The sequence below is a fragment of the Flavobacterium sp. PL12 genome (assembly GCF_039123485.1).
Taxonomy (GTDB): Bacteria; Bacteroidota; Bacteroidia; order Flavobacteriales; family Flavobacteriaceae; genus Flavobacterium; species Flavobacterium weaverense.
On record NZ_JBANDI010000004.1, the window covers coordinates 66,350 to 86,374 of the forward strand.

Genomic DNA, 20,025 nt, shown 5'->3' on the forward strand with positions numbered 1-20,025 from the left:
TTATGTCTGAAAATGAAAATTTTATGTCTAGAAATGGATTTTGTAAAAATCAGCCTTCTGGAAAGTAGTTTTGATTGAAAATTTTCCATTCATTTTCCAGATTTGTTACTCTTTTTGCGTGTAGTGTATTCTCTTCTTGTGGGTCATGGTTTTTTAAGTCTTTAACTTGTTCATAAAACGTCATGTTTACGAGATTCAAGAACTTACTATCGGTTTTTCCAATATATAATTTATTGATTTTTAAAAAACTAAAAAGACTTTCTAAATTTGATCTATTTATTTCGTCAAATTTTTTAATCGTCACCATTGTAAATACATATGCAGTAATACTTTTAAAGTTGTCCAATTGGGTATGGGCTTTTAATGAATATTCAAACATATTATTAAAATAAATGTCTATTTCGAAGTTAAATCTATTATTAAGTTCAAGTAAAATATCGACTTTTATTTGAAAGGATATAATGTCGTTAATTAAATCTTCATTGTAATAAGGATATTCATTTTGTAGAGAAATATCACCATATAAGTACGGTAAAAGGCTGTATGTATTTATTTTGTTAATAATTGATTGTTTTTCTATTGCTAATTTATGAAGATATGTTGGTGTATAAACAAATTTTTCGTTTTGAGCTGTTTTAACAATAAATGATTTAGTAGGATTTGTTAGATTAACCGTCTGATATATTTTTTTAAATTCCATTAATGCAATTTTTTTCATTTCTGTAAAATCCATTCCGTAAATAATATCTTGGAAATTATCAAAAAAATCTAATTTGAGATGCTCTGATTTAGAAATATATAAATCGCAAATATGTTCATATATTTCGTGTAAAAGAATAGAAGGTATATCTAAGTGAGTGTCATGAATTTCGTAATCAATTTCCGATTCTGGAATATTTAGCTCTATTAGTCGCTCTCGTATTTTTTCGTCACTAATAATTTTTTTAAAAATGCCTTTTTCTGCTAATAGATATTCAAAATCATATTCGTTACCCATAATTATTTCATGTTCTGAAAAATCCTCTTCAATGAATTTCATATAATCTTTTGGTAGATTATTTTCTATTTCTAATAGTTTTGTTTCTAGTTCGCTGCGATCTACTATGCCAAAAAAATATTTCATATTCTCTATTCTTTTAAAATCATCTTGTTTAGTACGAAACATACTCCTGTTTCTTATGCCAAACTTAATTAATTTTTACTAACTTTACAAAAAATAATTAAGTATACGGTGTACTAAAATAATCCATGAATAGGAAACTAACCGATATAGTAAGAATGAAATCAGGAGTATTTGCTAAAAGCGATACTAATCCTGATGTGTATTACATACAATCAACTGATTTTGATTTGAATAAGGAGTGGGTAAAACATCTGAATCCAGTTTTGAGCAGAACGCCAAAATTAATAAAGCACTTTTTGAAAAAAGGGGATATTCTTTTTGCTGCTAAGGGTAAAGAATTTTTTGCAGTCGTTTATGATGGAAGCTATTCGCCTGCCGTTGCTTCGACAACTTTTTTGGTACTGCAACTTACAACAAGTGAAGTCTTACCAGAGTATTTAGCTTGGTACTTAAATCATCCGAAAATCCAGAATGTTTTATGGACTTATGCAGGAACTACTGCAATACCTTCAGTAAATATTGCAACATTACAGAATATTGATATTTCTACTCCCCATTTTGTCAAACAAACTACTATCTTAGATCTTTATTTCTTACAAAAAAAAGAAAAGTTCTTACAGGACAGGATTTTAAAACTGAAAAAAGATTATTTAAACGAACTAACATACAAATCATTACAATAACATGAGTGCTAAAATAAATCAAAAAGAGATTAACCAAACCGTATGGAAAGCCTGTGATACTTTTAGAGGTATTATTGATCCTTCACAATACAAAGATTACATTTTGACTATGTTGTTTTTGAAATACATTAGTGATGTAAATAAGGAAAAGCGAAATGACTATTTACAAAAGTATAATGGCGACGAAGCGAGAACAGACAGAGCTTTGAAAATGGAACGTTTTCAAGTTCCTGAGCATTGTAGTTTTGATTATTTGTATGAGCACAGGAGCGAAGCCAATGTTGGGGAATTAATCAATATTGCTTTAGCAGATTTGGAAGAAGCCAATCGCGAGAAACTGAGCAGCGAGGATGGCAGCGGAATCTTTAGAAACATCGATTTCAATAGTAGTAACCTTGGTGATGTAAAAGATAAAAATACCCGATTAAAACATTTATTGGGGGATTTTGCCGAATTGGATCTAAGTCCGTCGCATTTGGAGCGTGAAGATGTAATTGGAAACGCTTACGAATATTTGATTGCCAACTTTGCAGGCGATGCAGGAAAGAAAGCGGGAGAGTTTTTTACTCCTGGTGAAGTTTCTACCTTGTTGGCCAAGTTGACTAAGTCTAAAGTAGGGGCACGGATTTGTGATCCTACTTGTGGATCAGGTTCACTATTGATAAAAGCAGGAAGAGAGGTAGGAACGAACAACTTCTCTTTATATGGACAAGAAGTCAATGGCAGCACTTGGGCTTTAGCGGTTATGAATATGTTTTTGCATGGTTTTGATAACGCTACCATTCGTTGGGGTGATACCATAAGAAACCCAAAATTAAAAGAAGGCGATCAATTAATGAAATTTGATACCGTTGTCGCCAATCCTCCTTTCTCATTAGACAAATGGGGTGCAGATATGGCAGTAAGCGATGTGTATAATCGTTTTTGGCGTGGTGTGCCTTCAAAGAGTAAAGGAGATTGGGCTTTTATTAGTCACATGATTGAGACTTTGAACGAAACAGGAAAAGCCGGTGTAGTAGTGCCTCATGGGGTTTTGTTTAGAGGAAGTAGCGAAGGGAAGATTCGCCAAAAAACCATTGAAGATAATTTGTTGGAAGCCGTAATTGGTTTGCCTGCCAATTTGTTTTTTGGAACAGGGATTCCTGCAGCTATTTTGGTTTTCAATAAAGACAAAGGAAAAAATACTGATGTATTATTTGTAGATGCTAGCAAACATTTTGAAAGCGGAAAAAATCAAAATAAACTACGAGACAGCGACATTGCCAAAATCGTGGCGACTTATGATGATTTCCATAACGGAAAATTAAAAAGCGGAATTGCAGAAGATAAATACAGTTTTGTAGCCACAGTAAATACAATTATAGAAAACGACTATAACTTGAACATTCCTCGTTATGTAGATACGTTTGAGGAAGAGGAAGCGATTGATATTTATGCTGTACAACAAGAAATTGGAAAACTGGAAGAAGAATTGAAAGAAGTACAGTTGCAAATGAATCACTATTTACAGGAATTAATAGATTGATTTCAAATGTATACACGAAATTAGTATTATGTGTTCATGTCAAAATAATAGGTATACAAAAAGACCATTTCGTATACATATTTAAAAAACAGCTATAGAACCCAACGTTTTTACGTACATTTTAAAACAGAAGTAAAATAATTTCAATCCTATTTCAAAATTATGCACAAGTACACCAAACATAGTATTCAATGGTTTTATAATCTTCTAGCGCAAGGGGAATGTGATATTTTAGATTTCAAACAGCAACTTGATGACAAAGTTATTTTTGGAAGATCAATAAAGAATTTTGCGTCTAAATATGAAGAACAAGCTAAAGATGTTGTTGCTTTTGCAAATAAAAAAGGAGGATTTATTTTTATAGGAATTGTTGACGATACTAAAGAAATTAATCCTGATTTTTTTGCTACTGATGCTAAAATATTTGAATTAATTAGACAAATTCAAGACAGAATTTTTCCGTCGATTACTTTGCATTCGCATAAACTTAAAATCAATGAGAGTGAAATACTCGTTCTTGAAATCCCTTTTTCACAACAAATGCATAGAACTTCTAAAGGGGAATATCTAATTAGAAGTAATGATGGAAATCGAGCGATTGAGCCTTATGAGATTGCTACAATTCAATCAGAGAAAGGATTAATTGTTTATGACCAGAAAACTTGGGATTTGCCTTTTCAATCAAGTGAACAAGACAAGCATGGAAATTCAATACCTGGATGGCAGGATATTTCAAGAACACGATTTCTTTATAATAAAATTCAAAGTGAGAAACCTAAAAGCCCTTATTTAAAAAACACATCAAATGAATTTACTGAAACGTTAGGTCTTGTTAAAGAGGAAAAAGGGGTGTCGTTGCCTACAACTGCAGGAGTTTTATTTATTGGAAATCAAAAAGCATTAAAAGAAATTCCATATAGTCAAATAAAGTATATAAGATATTACGAAGACGGAAGTTATAAGCCATTTGAATATACTGGAAATTTAATAGAGATCGCAGATGCTTGTTTTGCCCAATTGAAATCAGAAATTAAAGTCAAAGAATTTCATTTTGGGTTATTCAGAGATTATATTGATGACTATCCAGAAATAGTTTTACGTGAAATGCTTATCAATGCAATTGTTCATCGTGATTATAGCAGACAGCAAATTATTGAGATTAGGAAATACCCGAATTATATTGAATTTGAAAGTCCAGGTCATTTTCCACAAGGGATTGATGAAACTAATTTTTTAAGAAAAACAAATCCTCGAAATCCTAATATTATGGATGTTATGCGGGAGGTTAGTTACGCTGAAAAAGCAGGTACAGGATTTGATAAAATTTTTACAGCATTATTATCTAAAGGAAAAAAATTACCCAAATCTATTCAAAATGAACATTCTATTATTTTTAGGATTGATGCTGATGTATACTCTGAAAAATTGGCTGAGTTAAGTTATGAGTACAAGCAAATTACGGGTTCGGATATTGATCTCGAAAAGTTATTAGTTATTAATGCAATATATACTGAAAAGAAACAAACTTTTCAACAACTAGAAGCTAACCCTTTTGTAAATCAGTACCAACTTCGTAAGATATTAACGGAATTGCAAGAAATAGAATTTATTGAAGTTACTGGAAAAACATCTGGAGTAAAATATATCATTCATAAAAACAAATTAGCATCCACCGAAGATAAAATAAGTTATTCTAAAATAAAGAAACAAGAAAAGGCAAGGCAGATTGAAGCAATCATAAGATACCTTGAAACTGCTGACGAAATTGATAATGAAGCAGCAAGAAAATTACTCAATTTGCCTGATTCTGATGTGTCCTATATTTCAAGACTTTTTGCTGATATGATTGAAAAAGAACATTTAGAAATTGCACGTGAGATAAAACACAATCAAAGAACATATAAAATTAAAACATGATTGCAAAGAAAAATTCGTTGATTTACAGTGGTTTAGCCTGTTTCTTCTTTGCGTGTTTCTTTGCAAAAATAAAAACTTTCAAACAGAGCAAACAGCAGTTGTTATGTTTTTCATTCTTTGATATACAATTCCTAATGAGTTTTGCAAACAAACAAAGGCTGTTACTATGGAAGTTACATGATTTTTGTTTGCAGATTTGTTTGCAGAAATGAAAACATTTAACAACTGGTGCAAAATCATTAGTAGATTTATTTGCTGGTTCAGGAGGTTTTCAGTTAGGGGTCAAAATAAAATAATTTAAGAGCATAGATGAACACACCAACACAACATAAAGTCAATTACAAAAACTCTCCTGTAGGTTTGATTCCTGAAGATTGGGAAGTGAAGAAGTTTAAAGATATTTTGAAAGAAGGAAAATTAGGTGGGAATTATGAAAATTCAGAAGCTAATGAAGGTGTTCCTGTTATGAAAATGGGAAATCTCGGAAGAGGTGTTGTGAATTTAAATAAAATTCAATTTTTACCAGATAACGAGAAATATAATGAAGATGATATTTTAAAAGAAGGTGATTTATTATTCAATACAAGAAATACTTTAGACCTTGTTGGGAAAGTTTCAATGTGGAGAAACGAATTACCATTTTCACTTTATAATTCTAACTTGATGAGAATGATTTTTAGAGTGGAAGATGTTGGATCAAATAATTTTATGAATTTTGCTTTCAATTCTCATTATTTATTAAGTCAGTTAAGAGGAATAGCCACGGGAACTACCAGTGTAGCTGCTATATATGGCAAAGACTTAAATAAGATAAAGTTTTTGTTACCTTCAAAAGAAGAACAAACCGCCATAGCCAATTGTCTTTCTACTTGGGACAAAGCCATTGCAACCCAAACCCAATTGATTGCTCAAAAAGAACTGCGTAAAAAAGCCTTGGCCAATAGACTGCTGACAGGTAACGTAAGGTTGAAAGGTTTTGAAAAAGTGAAATGGGTAGAAAAGAAAGCAGATGCGATATTCAGGAATAATACTGATAAAACTCATAACGGAGAATTGGAAATATTATCTGCTTCACAAGAAAGAGGAATTGTGCCGAGAAGCTCCAATAATATTGACATCAAATATGATGAAAATTCATTAGTTTCCTATAAAAAAGTTGAAATAGGTGATTATGTAATTAGTTTGCGTTCTTTTCAAGGAGGTATAGAATATTCAGAATATGAAGGAATTGTAAGTCCTGCTTATACGATTTTAAAAGAAATTATTCCAATATCAAAAGTGTTTTATAAAGTCTATTTCAAAACAGAAACATTTATTAATAGATTGAATACTATTATTTACGGAATCCGTGATGGTAAACAAATAAGTTTTAAAGATTTTGCAACATTAAAATTGCCACATCCATCAATCGAAGAACAAACCGCCATTGCTAAGGTTTTGCAATGTGCAGATGAAGAAATACAATTATTAAAAAAGAAATTGCAACAACTCAAAGACCAGAAAAAAGGGTTAATGCAAGTTTTGTTGACAGGGAAAAAGAGGTTGGAGTTTTAAAACCGCAAAGCTCGTTACATTTCGGGATGTAACGAGCTTTGAAATTCAGTTCTCCTAGATTGGTAGATTGAACTGTGTAAAGATAGGGGCTATTTTAAATATTAGCTTTGCAGATTTTGCAAGAACTTTAAAAAATAATATAATTATGAGGTTTAGTAGAGAATATGTGGATTCGGCATATAGAAAATTGAAGAGTTATGTCTATTATGATAATTTTTCGCTGTTATTGAGGCAACAATTAGCAGAATTTGAAGCGGGTGAAGATTTTGATAAAAGACTTGATACTTTGGTGATTTATCTTAATATGCCTTTAAGTCTACCAAATTACTTTTCAGATTTATTAAAAACAATTGGATATGATGTAGCGCCTAAGAAGTTTGATAGACCTAAAAGTACTGATGATTTGATTATCAGTAATAATTTCACATGTGATAGTTATGACCTGCATAAAGTAAATTATTTTTTTAAAGGTGAAATAGAATTACATATAATATCCATTTTATGGATATTGGAGGAAGGTTATACCTTACATACAGATTATTGCAGAGATAATTATGCGTATTTTTTAGAATTAGATTCTGAAAAGGGAAAAGTGGTTGATGGGTTAAGATTGTTTAAACCATATTTTGATCAGTATCAGCGATGGAGAGATCGAGGTATTGATTTGGCAAAAAGAATTCTAGAGGATGATACTGATGTGGTAATAATTTCACTTGATATCAAGGAATATTATTATAATATTGTTTTTGGTTATGATTTAAGAGAAAAATTAGAAAGAACAATTAGAGATAGACTTAATTCTGATGCTGTTTTGTTAACTCCACTACTTTTTCAAATCAATGATCAATATTCTAAAGTATTTCCAAATAAAGAAAAATCAAAATCTGTTTTACCTATTGGTTTGTTGTCCTCAGGGATTTTGGCCAACTGGTATTTAAAAGATTTTGATTCAAAAATAAAATCAGAATTATCACCTGCTTACTACGGTAGATATGTTGATGACATTCAAATCGTTTTGTCAAATACTAAAATACCTAAGGGTTTTGATTCTAATAAATTTAAATCTTCTTTAGAATCTTTTATGGATAAATTTTTTGTCCAAAGAAAAATTTTTAATTCAAATATTGAACAAAGAAATAGCGACAAGGGAAAAATTGATTTGATATATAGTTTTTGTGATAAGAACCAGATTGAAATTCAAAAAGAAAAAATTGCGATATATTCCTTTGAAAGTAAAGAGTCTCGTGCTGTTTTGGATATGTTCAAAAAGAAAATTGAACAAAACAGTAGTGCTTTTTGGTTTTTGCCGAATGAGGATAGTATCAGTGATGATTTTGATGAAAGTGTTTATGAGTTAACCTATTCGGATACAATTAATAAACTTAGGAGTGTAATTGACATTAAACAAAGTAAATATGGTGCATCCATATTTCTCGCAAAAAAAATAAAAGTTAGTTTACTTTCTGAAAACTCAAAAGATGAAAAAACTACAGAACAAATTTTAACTTTTTTTAAAGGAATTGTAAATCTAGAGTTTTCATCTATTTGGGAAAAGGTTTTGACTTATTTTGTGATTACAAATGATAAGGACGCATTTTGGCAATTTTATAAAGAGACGATTACAACAATAGATAAGATAGGGCAAGGGAATGGAAATCTTAATGCAGCTACGATAGTTAAAACTAAAGAATATTTAGGTAAATACTTAATGAATTGTTGCGCAATGTCGTTGTCGCTAAATTCAGGCTTTATCGATGCTGATTGGTGGAAAAGTAAATGTTTAAATTACAATTTTCCATGGTTGTCTAATGACTATTATAATGTAGAGAGTTTGAAGAGGAAATATATATATTCAAATTTACTTCGAAATAGTTTTGTTGTTGTGCCCTTGCTGAATTACTTGAAAATTTCTGGAAAGGATAAAATAAATTTCATAAATTATAATTATTTGATGTCTCTGGATATACTGCCCTATGATTATTTTGAATTTGATGAACATAAACTAAAGTACGCACCTAGATTCATTTATTTTTATGAGTTCAATATTAATAAATATTTAAAGGAACTTATTTCAAAAGTAGCGAATAAAGACTCAAATTTTATAGAAGTTGATGCTTTTCAAAAGGATTTCAATCAGCCAATTTATGATGAAAGTTTTAATGATTTTTTTAAAGTAAATTATGAGATCAGAAATATGCATATTTACGGGCAAATGAACTCTGTGGATATGCATAGAGATAATTTAAAAGGTAATTATTTTTCTGTAGAAAAGGGAAGTGAAAGTTGTGATTATAAATTAGGTTATAATAAATTGATTATCCCATATTCAGGAAAGTTAGAAGACGATTTTAGAATTGCGGTTGCAAATGTAAAGGTCAGTATTGGTAATATTAGTAATTCACTTTTCAAAATTCCAGACACATCAAAAGTAAGAAGAAAGGAATTGATCGATATTTTGAATGATGCTGAAAAGGTTAAAGCGGATGCATTGATACTTCCAGAAGTCAGTGTCCCTCATAGATGGATACATATGATTGCAGATGAATCTCGAAGAAAACAACGTTTAATTATTGTTGGTTTAGAACATATTCGAATGAATAATATTTGTTATAATCTACTAGTAACGTGTTTGCCATTTGAACAAAATGGAATAAAAGATGTCGTTGTTAATTTCAGATTAAAAAACCATTATTCTCCTGAAGAAACTAAATTAATTTTAAAGAAGGGATTTGTAGTTCCTATGCCAAAAGTTTCACTGTATAATTTATTTGTTTGGAAAGGAGTAAATTTCGCAAATTATAATTGTTATGAATTAGCGGATATTAATCATAGGTCATTGTTTAAATCTAAGGTTGATTTATTATTTGCTTCTGAATATAATGCGGATGTAAATTATTTTTCAAATATAGTAGAAACGGTTTCCAGAGATATACATTGTTATTTCGTTCAAGTTAATAATTCTGACTTTGGTGACTCAAGAATTACGGCTCCCAAAAAGACAGAATCTAAAGATATTTTAAAGTTAAAGGGAGGTGAGAACAATGTTATCCTTTTAGGTAAAATAGATATTAATAAGCTAAGGAATTTTCAAAAGACACGAGTTTTTGGTCAAGACACTTCAATTTTTAAAAATACTCCACCTCATTTTGATCATGACGGAGTTGAAAACAGGTAAGATATGAGTACACCATCCTTCAAAGAAGACCATAGTTCACAAATCCCAGCCTTGCAATTATTGCAAAAATTGGGTTACACTTATTTATCTCCAGAAGAAGCGGACGAGCTTCGTGGCAATAAAACAGGTCAGGTGATACTTGAACCAATTTTACGAAAGCAATTGCATGAAATCAATAGTATTCAGGTAAGTTCTTCTAAAATGGCTTTATTTAGTGATGCCAATATCGAAAACGGTATTCAGGCACTCAAAGACATTCCTATGAACGAGGGCTATATTGCCGCTAGTAAGAAAATCTACGAAATGATTACGCTGGGTAAGGCTTTAGAGCAAAGTATTGATGGTGACAAAAAGAGTTTTACCATGCAATACATTGACTGGAAAAACTTAGAAAATAATGTATTTCATGTGACGGAGGAGTTCAGTGTCATGCGTACAGGAAGCAAAGATCATTATCGTCCTGATATTGTTTTGTTCATCAATGGTATTCCGCTTTCTATTATCGAGTGCAAACGTCCAGATATAAAAGAACCCATTACCGAAGCGATTTCGCAACACATCAGAAACCAACAAGAAGACGGCATCAGGCATTTGTATATTTACAGTCAACTGTTATTAAGCATTTCTACTTTGCAAGCCAAATATGCTACTACCGATACCAAAGAAGAGTTTTGGGCTTCATGGAAAGAGAAAAGCGATGCCAATGAAAAAACAATTTCTGATTTAGTAAATCAACCGTTGAACACTGCTCAAAAGGCAAAGTTATTCCAAAACAGAAAGGATTGGGAGAAGCGCATTATTGAACTAAAAGAAAAGGAGCGAGTATCCGTTAGCGAACAAGACCGCTATTTGTATTTTCTTTGTCGTCCTGAACGAATGTTGGCTTTAATCCAAGATTTTGTATTGTTTGAAGGCGGAACACGCAAGAAAATTGCACGTTACCAACAGTTTTTTGCCATCAATAAAATCATCAAAAGAATTCAGATTACAGAAGGAGGAAAACGAAATGGTGGAGTAGTGTGGCACACCCAAGGAAGTGGAAAATCACTCACAATGGCCATGTTGGCTAGAAAGATTTACCTAACCATCAGGAATCCAAAAATTATATTAGTTACGGATCGTGTAGATTTAGATACTCAGATTACAGATACTTTTAGGAGTGTTGACGTGCCTGTACACAATGCCAAAACAGGAAATCAATTAGTAGAGCTATTGCAAAGTAAAAGTGACGCCGTAGTAACTACAATTGTCAATAAATTTGAAGCTGCTGTAAATCAATTGGGTTCAACTCCATTAGAGAGTGAAAACATTTTTGTATTGATTGATGAAGGCCATAGAACACAATACGGAACCTTTAATGTTAAGATGCAAAAGGTGTTGCCAAATGCTTGTTTTTTAGCCTTTACGGGTACTCCGTTGATGAAAAAAGAAAAGAGTACCGCTCAAAAATTTGGCGGAATCATTGATGCTTACACTATTTTGCAAGCGGTAGAAGATGGTGCTATTGTGCCTATTATTTACGAAGGTCGTCATGCGGTACAAGATGTCAATCAAAAAGCATTAGACCGAGGTTTTGATAATGTTTCTGAACCTTTGAGCGAATATGAAAAAGTCGATTTGAAAAAGAAATTCAGTAGAGCCAATTTGATTTCAAAAACGGAACAACGCATTGACGAAATTGCAAGAGATATTTCAGATCATTATACTCAAAACTGGGGGTTAGACAAAACAGGGGAACGAAGTGGCTTTAAAGGAATGGTGGTAACGCCAGATAAGGCTACAGCAGTTAAATACAAAAAGGCGTTTGATTTAATTGGCAAAATAACAAGTGAAGTCATTATGTCTGCACCAGATAGTCGCGAGGGTAATGACGATATTCATGGAGAACCTACAAATGAAGTAGTTGCTTTTTGGCGACAAATGGAAGTCAAACATGGAAAAGATTTTGATAAATCCTTAATCAGGCAGTTTAAAAAAACAGATTATCCAGAATTGTTGATTGTAATTGATAAGTTGTTAACTGGTTTTGATGAACCAAGGGTAGTGGTGATGTACGTTTGTCGAAAATTGCGCGACCACACTTTATTGCAAGCTATTGCAAGAGTAAACCGCGTGGCTAAGGGTAAAGAATATGGTTTTATTGTAGATTACGAAGGAATTATTGGCGAGCTAGACGAAGCTATGAATGCGTATTCTGATTTCAATGAATTTGACGATGATGATTTAGCGGGGACTTTTACCGACATTAAAACAGAGATTGCAAAATTACCTCAATTGCATTCAGATTTGAATGCTATTTTTAAGCAAGTTTCAAATAAATGGGACATCAGTAGTTATGCGGCGTTGCTAACAGATGAAGCGATTCGAGTAGAGTTTTATCAGAAGTTTTTGGACTTTGCCAAGATTTTGAAATTGGCTTTTTCTTCTATTGATTTTGAAAACAATACTCCTGACAAAACAAAAGAGCTATATAAAACTCATTTTAAGTTTTATGCGCAATTGAGAATTTCGATTATAAATACCTATTCGGATAAAATCGATTTTAAGAAATACGAAAAGCAATTACAAAAACTGTTAGATCAACATGTAACAACAGAAGAGGTAATCCGCTTAACAGAGCAAGTTTCTATTTTGGATGCAAAAGCATTCGAAAAGGAACTAGAAAAGGTTGTTGGTACACGTGCTAAAGCAGAAACTATTGCCAGTAGAACAGCAAAGCATATTTCGGAAAGAATGGATGAAGATCCAGTTTTTTATAAAAAATTATCAGAGTTAATTCGAGAAACAATATCTGATTTAAGAGCTATGCGTATTTCTGACGTTGTGGCCATTAATAGATTGAAAGAATTAAGAGAACAAGCGATTAGTAAAAAATCAGATGATATTCCAGAAGCTATTATGCAGCACGAAAAAGTGATTCCATTTTATCGATTAGCGAAAACGAATAGTTTTATTTCAAATGATTATACTATTCCGTTTGCAATGGAAGTAGATCAGATCATAAAACAATATTTAATTGTAGATTGGACCACAAAACCTGATATTATTAGAAAAATGACGTTCTATATTGGGGAATATTTAATCGATGAATTGCATATATCAATAGAAGAAGCCGATGAAATGGCAGAGAAATGTATTGAAATTGCTAAGTTAATTTACAAATAATCATGTTGTATTCAATCCATTTCGGTTCTAAGGAAATAGTGTATACAATTTTGTATACAAAACGTAAGACATTAGGTATTACAGTCAATCCTGATATGGGAATTGTGGTAAAAGCGCCTGAAGAAGCTTCTTTGGAATTAATAGAAACCAAAGTAAGAAAGCGTGCGCCTTGGATTATCAAGCAGCTCAACTTCTTTTTGACTTTTCACCCAAAACCCAAGGACAAAAAATATGTTACTGGTGAATCTCATTTTTATTTAGGAAAGCAGTACCGTATTGAAATTATCGAAGACAAAAAGAATGAGGTTCATTACAAAGGACGCTACATTCAAATCAATACCAAAAATAAAAACAAAGCTAAAGAGTTGCTAAATGATTGGTATCGCATAAAAGCTAAAGAAAAATTTCAAGCTATTGCAGAACCCATTATTGAGAAGTTTAAAAAATACAATGTAGAACCCACTGGAATCTATATTCAAGAAATGAAAACCCGTTGGGGCAGTTGTACACCAGAAGGAAAGATTATTTTAAACCCTGAATTAATCAAAACTCCAAAAGGTTGCATAGAGTATGTAATTATCCATGAACTATGCCATTTGGTACACTACAACCATACTCAAAGGTTCTTTGACTTACAGGCCAAAGAAAATCCTTTGTGGGAGAGATGGAAAAAGAAATTAGAGGAGTTTGGGTAGATGATAGAGTTGTTAGTGAAATTTAGTCAGAGTATAATATTCAAGGTCGAATTCCTAAAAAAATAAATAAATGAATGAAGAAATAGTATCAGCAAGTGGAGAAAGAGCAGCTATGGGTGGGTATTTACCTCAATTTGATGAGTTCGCTTGGTTTGTATATTTGAATCTTGTAAATCAAAAACTTGAATGGATAAGAATTGCAGATCCTAAAGCTGAAAAATTAGATGATATTCAATATTCTACCTATTCAGAAATTCATGCTTATCAAGTAAAGTGGACTATTGCTGATGCAAACATATCTTATGCAAATTTTATTGATTTATTGCCACTTATCTGTTCTAGTTGGAAAAAATTAAAGAATGTTAATCCTAGTAAAAAAATAATCCCTCATTTAATTACAAACAAAGCTACTTCAGCACATGACAGTTTGAAAAATGGAAGGGATAAAATTGGCTCATTTGAAGATTTTATCTCTGAAGTATGGCTAAAAATAAAATCGAATCAATTCATTGATGACAAATGGAAACCGATTATTGAAGAACTCAAGAATATTTCAAATCTTAATGAATGCGAATTTGAAGAGTTTATTCTTTGTTTTGACTTTCAGCCAGATTATAAACAAAAGTATTTTAGTGTAGGTAATATTAGATATTCTAAAGAAGACGAAGATCTTCAACAGATAAGTCGATTTATTATTGAAAAAGTGGCGAGTCCTGAAAGAATTGTTGAATTTAATCGTCAAGAAATAATTAAAGAGTTGGGTTGGTCTGATAGATTTAAGACTACTTTTAATCATGAATTAATAGTTGATAGACAGAGATATCAACCAATTCAATCGACAATTAATTTGTTGAATTCAAAGTTAGGTGAACATAAAAAAGGATATCTATTTTTACAAGGTGGTCCTGGTTCTGGTAAATCTACCTTATTGAATCAATGGTCAAAAAGTTTAAAAATGCGTATAGTAAAATACTACGCTTTTGATTTCGTTAATCCATCATCTTATTTAAATTTTTACGAAAGAGGAAATGCTACTCATCTCTTCTTTGATTTAGTTTTTCAATTAAAAGAAGCAGGGATATATAAGAAAAACATACTTCCATATAAAGATTTAATTTTTTTAAAAGAAGTATTCAATGAGCAATTGGGAGCAATTGGACAGGACTATATAACAAATGGTCAACCGACGATCATAATAATTGATGGATTAGATCATGTACCTAGAGAGTACAAGTCAACAACGAATAGTTTTTTGCGAGAACTACCTTTACCTTCTTCACTACCAGAGGGTGTATTCATCATTTTAGGTAGTCAATCTTACGAACTTGAAGATATTCGACAAGAAATAAAAGCTGAATTTAAGAATGGAAACAGGACGATTCAAATAGATTCGCTCAAAAAGGAAGAGGTTTATCAATATATTAACACTCTAGATTCTTCGGTTCAACTTAGTCATTCACAAAAGTTGCAAATATTTGAAAAATCGCAAGGACATCCTCTTTACTTATCATACTTAATTGAAAAAATCAATGACTCAGAGTTTATTGACGATACAATCGAATCTTTTCAAGTAATTGATGGAGATATTGATAATTATTACAAAAAAATATGGAAACCTATCCAAGATGAAGATAACTTAATTCATTTACTAGGATTGATAGCAAGAATTAATGGTTCGATTAACCTTTGTTTTATTCAGGAGTGGGGATTTGATCGTAATGTTTTAAAGTCATTCAAAGAAAAGGCAAGAATTCTCTTTAATGAAACAGAAAAAACTTTGTCTTTTTTTCATAATTCATTTAAACAATTCCTTCTTTATAATACTTCATTAGACTATTTGACAGATGAATTTGATTTAACCACAAATCTGAGTTATCACAATCAACTTGTAGATTATTATATGAAATCAAAGATAGAGAAATCATGGAAACAAAATTATCACCTTTTTCAAGCTAGACAATTTGACAAGTTTATTTCAAAAGTTACACCTAATAGCTTTACAGCTCAATTATTAGATTTTAGACCTGTAGAGGATATAAAACAAGATGCAAAATTAGGAATTGAAATAGCCAGACAGACAAAGAGTATTAATACTCTCATAAAATATCTATTTTCATTGTCGGAGATTGAAAGAAGATTATTCAATGTTGATCCTGCTTTATTTACTGAAGAACTTTTAATTCTTGGTAAATTTGAATTAGCACGAGATTATCTTAGAACGGGTAATATTCTCCATTGCAGTGAATCATATGCTTTCAAAGCATCTCGTTTATTTATTGAATTTGGATACAAATCTGAGGGAGCAATATTATTTAATTTAGCATATCCAGAAATTATTTCAGATTATGGTATTAGCATTTCAGATTCTCATGGCTATGAACAAATAAGAGACTCCTTAGAAGAATGGGTTTATACATCCTCATATTTTGAAAAAATAGAGAAAATCTTTTCAATAATTGAGAATATTAACTTTTCGGATAAAATAAAGGGAAACACATTTGAGAAAAAGAAAGCTGATTTATTTTTAAGGTTACTTTCTAATCTTGGATATAGCTTAATTGATCAAAATAAATGGGATGATTTTAATCAGGTTATTGAAAAAATAGATGCCAACTCTTCAAAGGGAAAAAAAACTTTATTTGAACTTGTTCGGTTTGGTATTGAACAATGTATTGATTTAAAGGATAGTATTCATGCAAATGAGTACTTATCATTATTAACAAAGTATTTTACAAAACAAAAGACCAATCCAGTTGGGAAAATATATATTGCAGATTTAATTTATAAAGTTACTAGAGATGTTAATGAAACATATAGTTGGATTAAAGATATTAAACAACCGTCGAGTGTATTTAAAGACGAACTAGGATATAACGATTCATTAGATGCTTTTACTCCATTAATAAAACTTAACAAGTTACTTAATTTATGCGATAAAGGAATTTCTATAACTTCAGCAATTCCCTCTGTTGATAAAGGTACTGATCAAGAGGTTCTTGTTGAGTTTGAAAGAATGTTGTGTCTTACAACTCAAATTTTAAACGATGGGATTCTTCAAAATGCTTTAACTACAGATATAAAAAGTAGAGTTTTTCCTATTGTCAGATTCTACTATAAAGAGATTTCTCATCGAAATAATTATTGGTATAAACTTACACAGTGCAAGGGAGAATATTTTGATTTATTGATTTTTGCAGTTTCTAAATTAAATAATGAAAGTTTAGAAAAACTTGGAGATTATTTGTTTGATGAGTTTTTAGAAAATTCCAATTATTGGAATGCTACTACTAAAAGAAAAATAATTGAATCGTTTTTAAATAATGGTTTAAATACTAAAAAAGCAATAATACAGTTAAGGGGTTTAGAGGAATTCATGTTAGTAGATCGTGATATAGATGGTCGTATAACGGAATGTTTAGCTCATTCAAAGGTATGGCTTGGTATAGGTAAGTTTGAGGAAGGTGAAAAATGGCTTAAACAAGCTATTCAAGAATCTATAGGTATAGGCTATAGAAAAGATTATCAATTTAGTTCATGGATTGGTTGGTTAAGAAAAATTAACATAAAAGATTCCTTAAATGCGCCAACAAGAATAAAATGGTTTTTGTCTCATTTGAATCATATAAAAGAAACTACCGAAGGAAGAGCTTATTGGGATGCTTCTGAGGAATTATTAGAAGTTGCATATGAACATAATTTTAGTGATGGTCTTGAACAAACAATTTGGCAATTGGATCACAACCTAATAGATTTTAATGATTCGTTATCACTTTTTATTAAATATTTTGTAAAACGAATCGCAACTGAGGAAGAGTTAATTAGTATTATTCAACTATACAATGATTTGTATTTACTTCTCTCTGAGTCTGTCGATTCTTCATTGATAAAACTTATTTTAATAAAAGGGGACGAAATCATGGGAGAGGATTTTTTAGTTAAGTATGTTCCAAGTATTATTTCAGCTATTAATATTCGAGCATATGAAGAAAATAGATATTATTTACTCTCTGAAATTGAAGACTATTTTTTATTAAGAGGATTAAAAATAACGGATTATTGTTCAGGCTTTAAGAAACCTGTAAAAAAGGAAAAGGGCAGTTCATCAAGTTCTTCTAATACTTTAATTTTAAAAACAAATCATGTTGGAATTGATGAAACAGAAGTACTTGAACAAATATCTAATTTTGACGATTTTATGAAGATGGTTCAAGATGAAGATCAAGCTAATTCATTTTTTAATTGGTCAAATGTTATAGATAAAATATCTCCCTCATTATCTTCAACTCAAATAGAAAAGGTTGCGAATCTACCTAAAATTGGAAGAAAAGAATCAGATCTCTATGCTAAATTAAGTGAAGTAGCTTTTGGAATGAAGGATGAAGATCTTGCAACAAAATTAGCCAATAAAAGTATTGAATTGTCGAGCGAGTCGGGATGGGTTAAATATTATGATGGTGGTACTAGAATTAAAGCTTTTACCGCTTTAAGAAAAATAAATCCAATACTTTCATCCGAAAAAGCCTTTGAAATTTTTACTCATGATATAATAAGTGGGAATTATCCAAGTATGTACATTGAACATCTTGAAGATATAGTTCCTTTGCTAACGGAGAATTATATAGAAGAAGAGCTTTGGTCTGAAATATTTGGTTATTTACAGAGGCTCATGTCAAATAGTAAACCTTTTGAGGACTTGCCTACATTGGCTTCAATAAATCAACCAATAATGGAAACATTAATAGATTATTTGGTTTATCTATCAAAGAGTCCTGTCAATTTAATTAAAGAACAATCGCTACTTTTATTAGCAAAGTATATTAATCAAAGTAATTATTATGCATTGGCTCAGATTACAAATGAAAATTTGGATGATTATATGTGTTTGAATGTTATAATAGCATTATTTGAGTTAAAATCTCCAAAGATTTCTGAATTAAAATCTAAAATCCAAATATTATCTTTATCCGCTGATTATGAATTAAGAGAAAGTTCAAAATACATATTAACTGAATTAGGAGAAAACATTTCTACTCCAAAAGCCATTATTAAATTGCCAAGCATATATTTTTTACATATATCTGACTTAAGAAATATGGATTTTAACCAAGAGTTTACCTACTCCTTTCCAAAAGTTGATATTAATGATGCTAGAGATATGATAAGTCCATATGATTTTTTAATAAAAGTATTATCGGAGGAGTCAAATATTGCAGAATCGAATCTCATTCATAGAGCTTACTCTATTATGAAAGAAATAGGTAATAAAGAGGAATGGGCTCTTGACTATGAAAAAAAACTTAGAAATCATTTAGAAGAGATTTCATTAAAATATTCATTTAAAAGACCAAGAGCTATTACTGCTAGGAGAGCTATAATGCATGTGGCTAATGAATTAATTGATTCAGGAACTATAACAGATGATAGAATTCGTAATGTTTTTAAAAGCCATGATCATGCAGTCTTATTTTTTTCTGAATTTGCAAAGCCTGAATTCATTCAAACAATTAGAGAAAGGGATTATGGTGGGGTTGGTAGTGAATGGGTAAGTAGAATAAATGAATCTTTAAGACTATCTGAGTCTTTACTGAACTATTGTGAGAACTTTATAATCGTTGGAGAATATAGTCAAATTACAAATTTAGACTGGGGTTCTCCATCGGAAGAATATATGTGTCAAATAGCCATCACTGATGAATTAGATGAAGGAGAAAGTTATATTTTTGAAACTGTTTTTCATCAATTAAGCATAAATTACCATAAGTTGGTAGGTGGAGGAAATTCTATTATTGTAATTAGAGATCATAGATTTGATCAATTCGATATAAAATCAAGATGGATAGCTATTAATCCTGTTTTAGCAAGGCATTTAGGATGGATTCCTGAACCAACAAAATTATTTGCTTGGAAAAATTCACAAGATGAATTAATGGCAGAATCAATTTATTGGTCAAATGGAAATATTGAGATGACACCTCGTAAAGATGGAGAAGTTGGTGAAGGGTGGTTTGTTATAGTTTCTGACAAAGGATTAGAAAAGATTAAAACTTTAGAAAAGGATTTGTTTATTCAAAAAAAGTTGAAACGTACAAAATATGAGGATTCAGTTTTTATGGATAATGAATTATATAATGTAGCAAGAATATAGAGTTGAATCTCATGATGTAAAAAGTATGATTAATGATGAAATA

General features: G+C 30.8%; 9 protein-coding genes. 8 read left to right on the forward strand and 1 reads right to left on the reverse strand.

The genetic code is table 11. The annotated features are described in order from the left end of the window. Positions 1-49 precede the first annotated feature (49 nt). Positions 50-1,123 carry a hypothetical protein gene (locus tag RCH19_RS03070; protein ID WP_343021987.1) on the reverse strand — a complete coding sequence of 358 codons (1,074 nt, stop codon included), beginning with the start codon at positions 1,121-1,123 and terminating at the stop codon, positions 50-52. A gap of 125 nt (positions 1,124-1,248) precedes the next feature. Here RCH19_RS03070 and RCH19_RS03075 point away from each other — a divergent pair, with 125 nt between their 5' ends. From RCH19_RS03075 to RCH19_RS03110, 8 genes are all read left to right on the forward strand, one after another. Further along, a complete protein-coding gene (locus RCH19_RS03075) occupies positions 1,249-1,806 on the forward strand; it encodes a restriction endonuclease subunit S (RefSeq protein ID WP_343021988.1) in 558 nt (185 codons plus the stop codon). Position 1,807: 1 nt separating this feature from the next. Continuing rightward, positions 1,808-3,331, forward strand: coding sequence for a type I restriction-modification system subunit M (locus RCH19_RS03080; RefSeq protein ID WP_343021989.1), 1,524 nt, complete (start codon positions 1,808-1,810; stop codon positions 3,329-3,331). A 162-nt stretch (positions 3,332-3,493) separates the two neighbouring features. Then, positions 3,494-5,248 (forward strand): RNA-binding domain-containing protein, encoded by a 1,755-nt coding sequence (locus RCH19_RS03085; RefSeq protein WP_343021990.1) that lies wholly within the window; start codon positions 3,494-3,496, stop codon positions 5,246-5,248. A gap of 309 nt (positions 5,249-5,557) precedes the next feature. After that, positions 5,558-6,802, forward strand: coding sequence for a restriction endonuclease subunit S (locus tag RCH19_RS03090; RefSeq protein ID WP_343021991.1), 1,245 nt, complete (start codon positions 5,558-5,560; stop codon positions 6,800-6,802). A gap of 145 nt (positions 6,803-6,947) precedes the next feature. Then, complete coding sequence (locus RCH19_RS03095) at positions 6,948-9,977, forward strand: RNA-directed DNA polymerase (protein ID WP_343021992.1); 3,030 nt, start codon at positions 6,948-6,950, stop codon at positions 9,975-9,977. A 3-nt stretch (positions 9,978-9,980) separates the two neighbouring features. Beyond that, positions 9,981-13,142, forward strand: coding sequence for an HsdR family type I site-specific deoxyribonuclease (locus tag RCH19_RS03100; RefSeq protein WP_343021993.1), 3,162 nt, complete (start codon positions 9,981-9,983; stop codon positions 13,140-13,142). Between the two features lie 50 nt (positions 13,143-13,192). Then, positions 13,193-13,837, forward strand: a complete 645-nt coding sequence (locus RCH19_RS03105; RefSeq protein WP_343021994.1) for a SprT family zinc-dependent metalloprotease — start codon at positions 13,193-13,195, stop codon at positions 13,835-13,837. A gap of 70 nt (positions 13,838-13,907) precedes the next feature. Beyond that, positions 13,908-19,982 (forward strand): NACHT domain-containing protein, encoded by a 6,075-nt coding sequence (locus RCH19_RS03110; RefSeq protein WP_343021995.1) that lies wholly within the window; start codon positions 13,908-13,910, stop codon positions 19,980-19,982. Positions 19,983-20,025 lie beyond the last annotated feature (43 nt).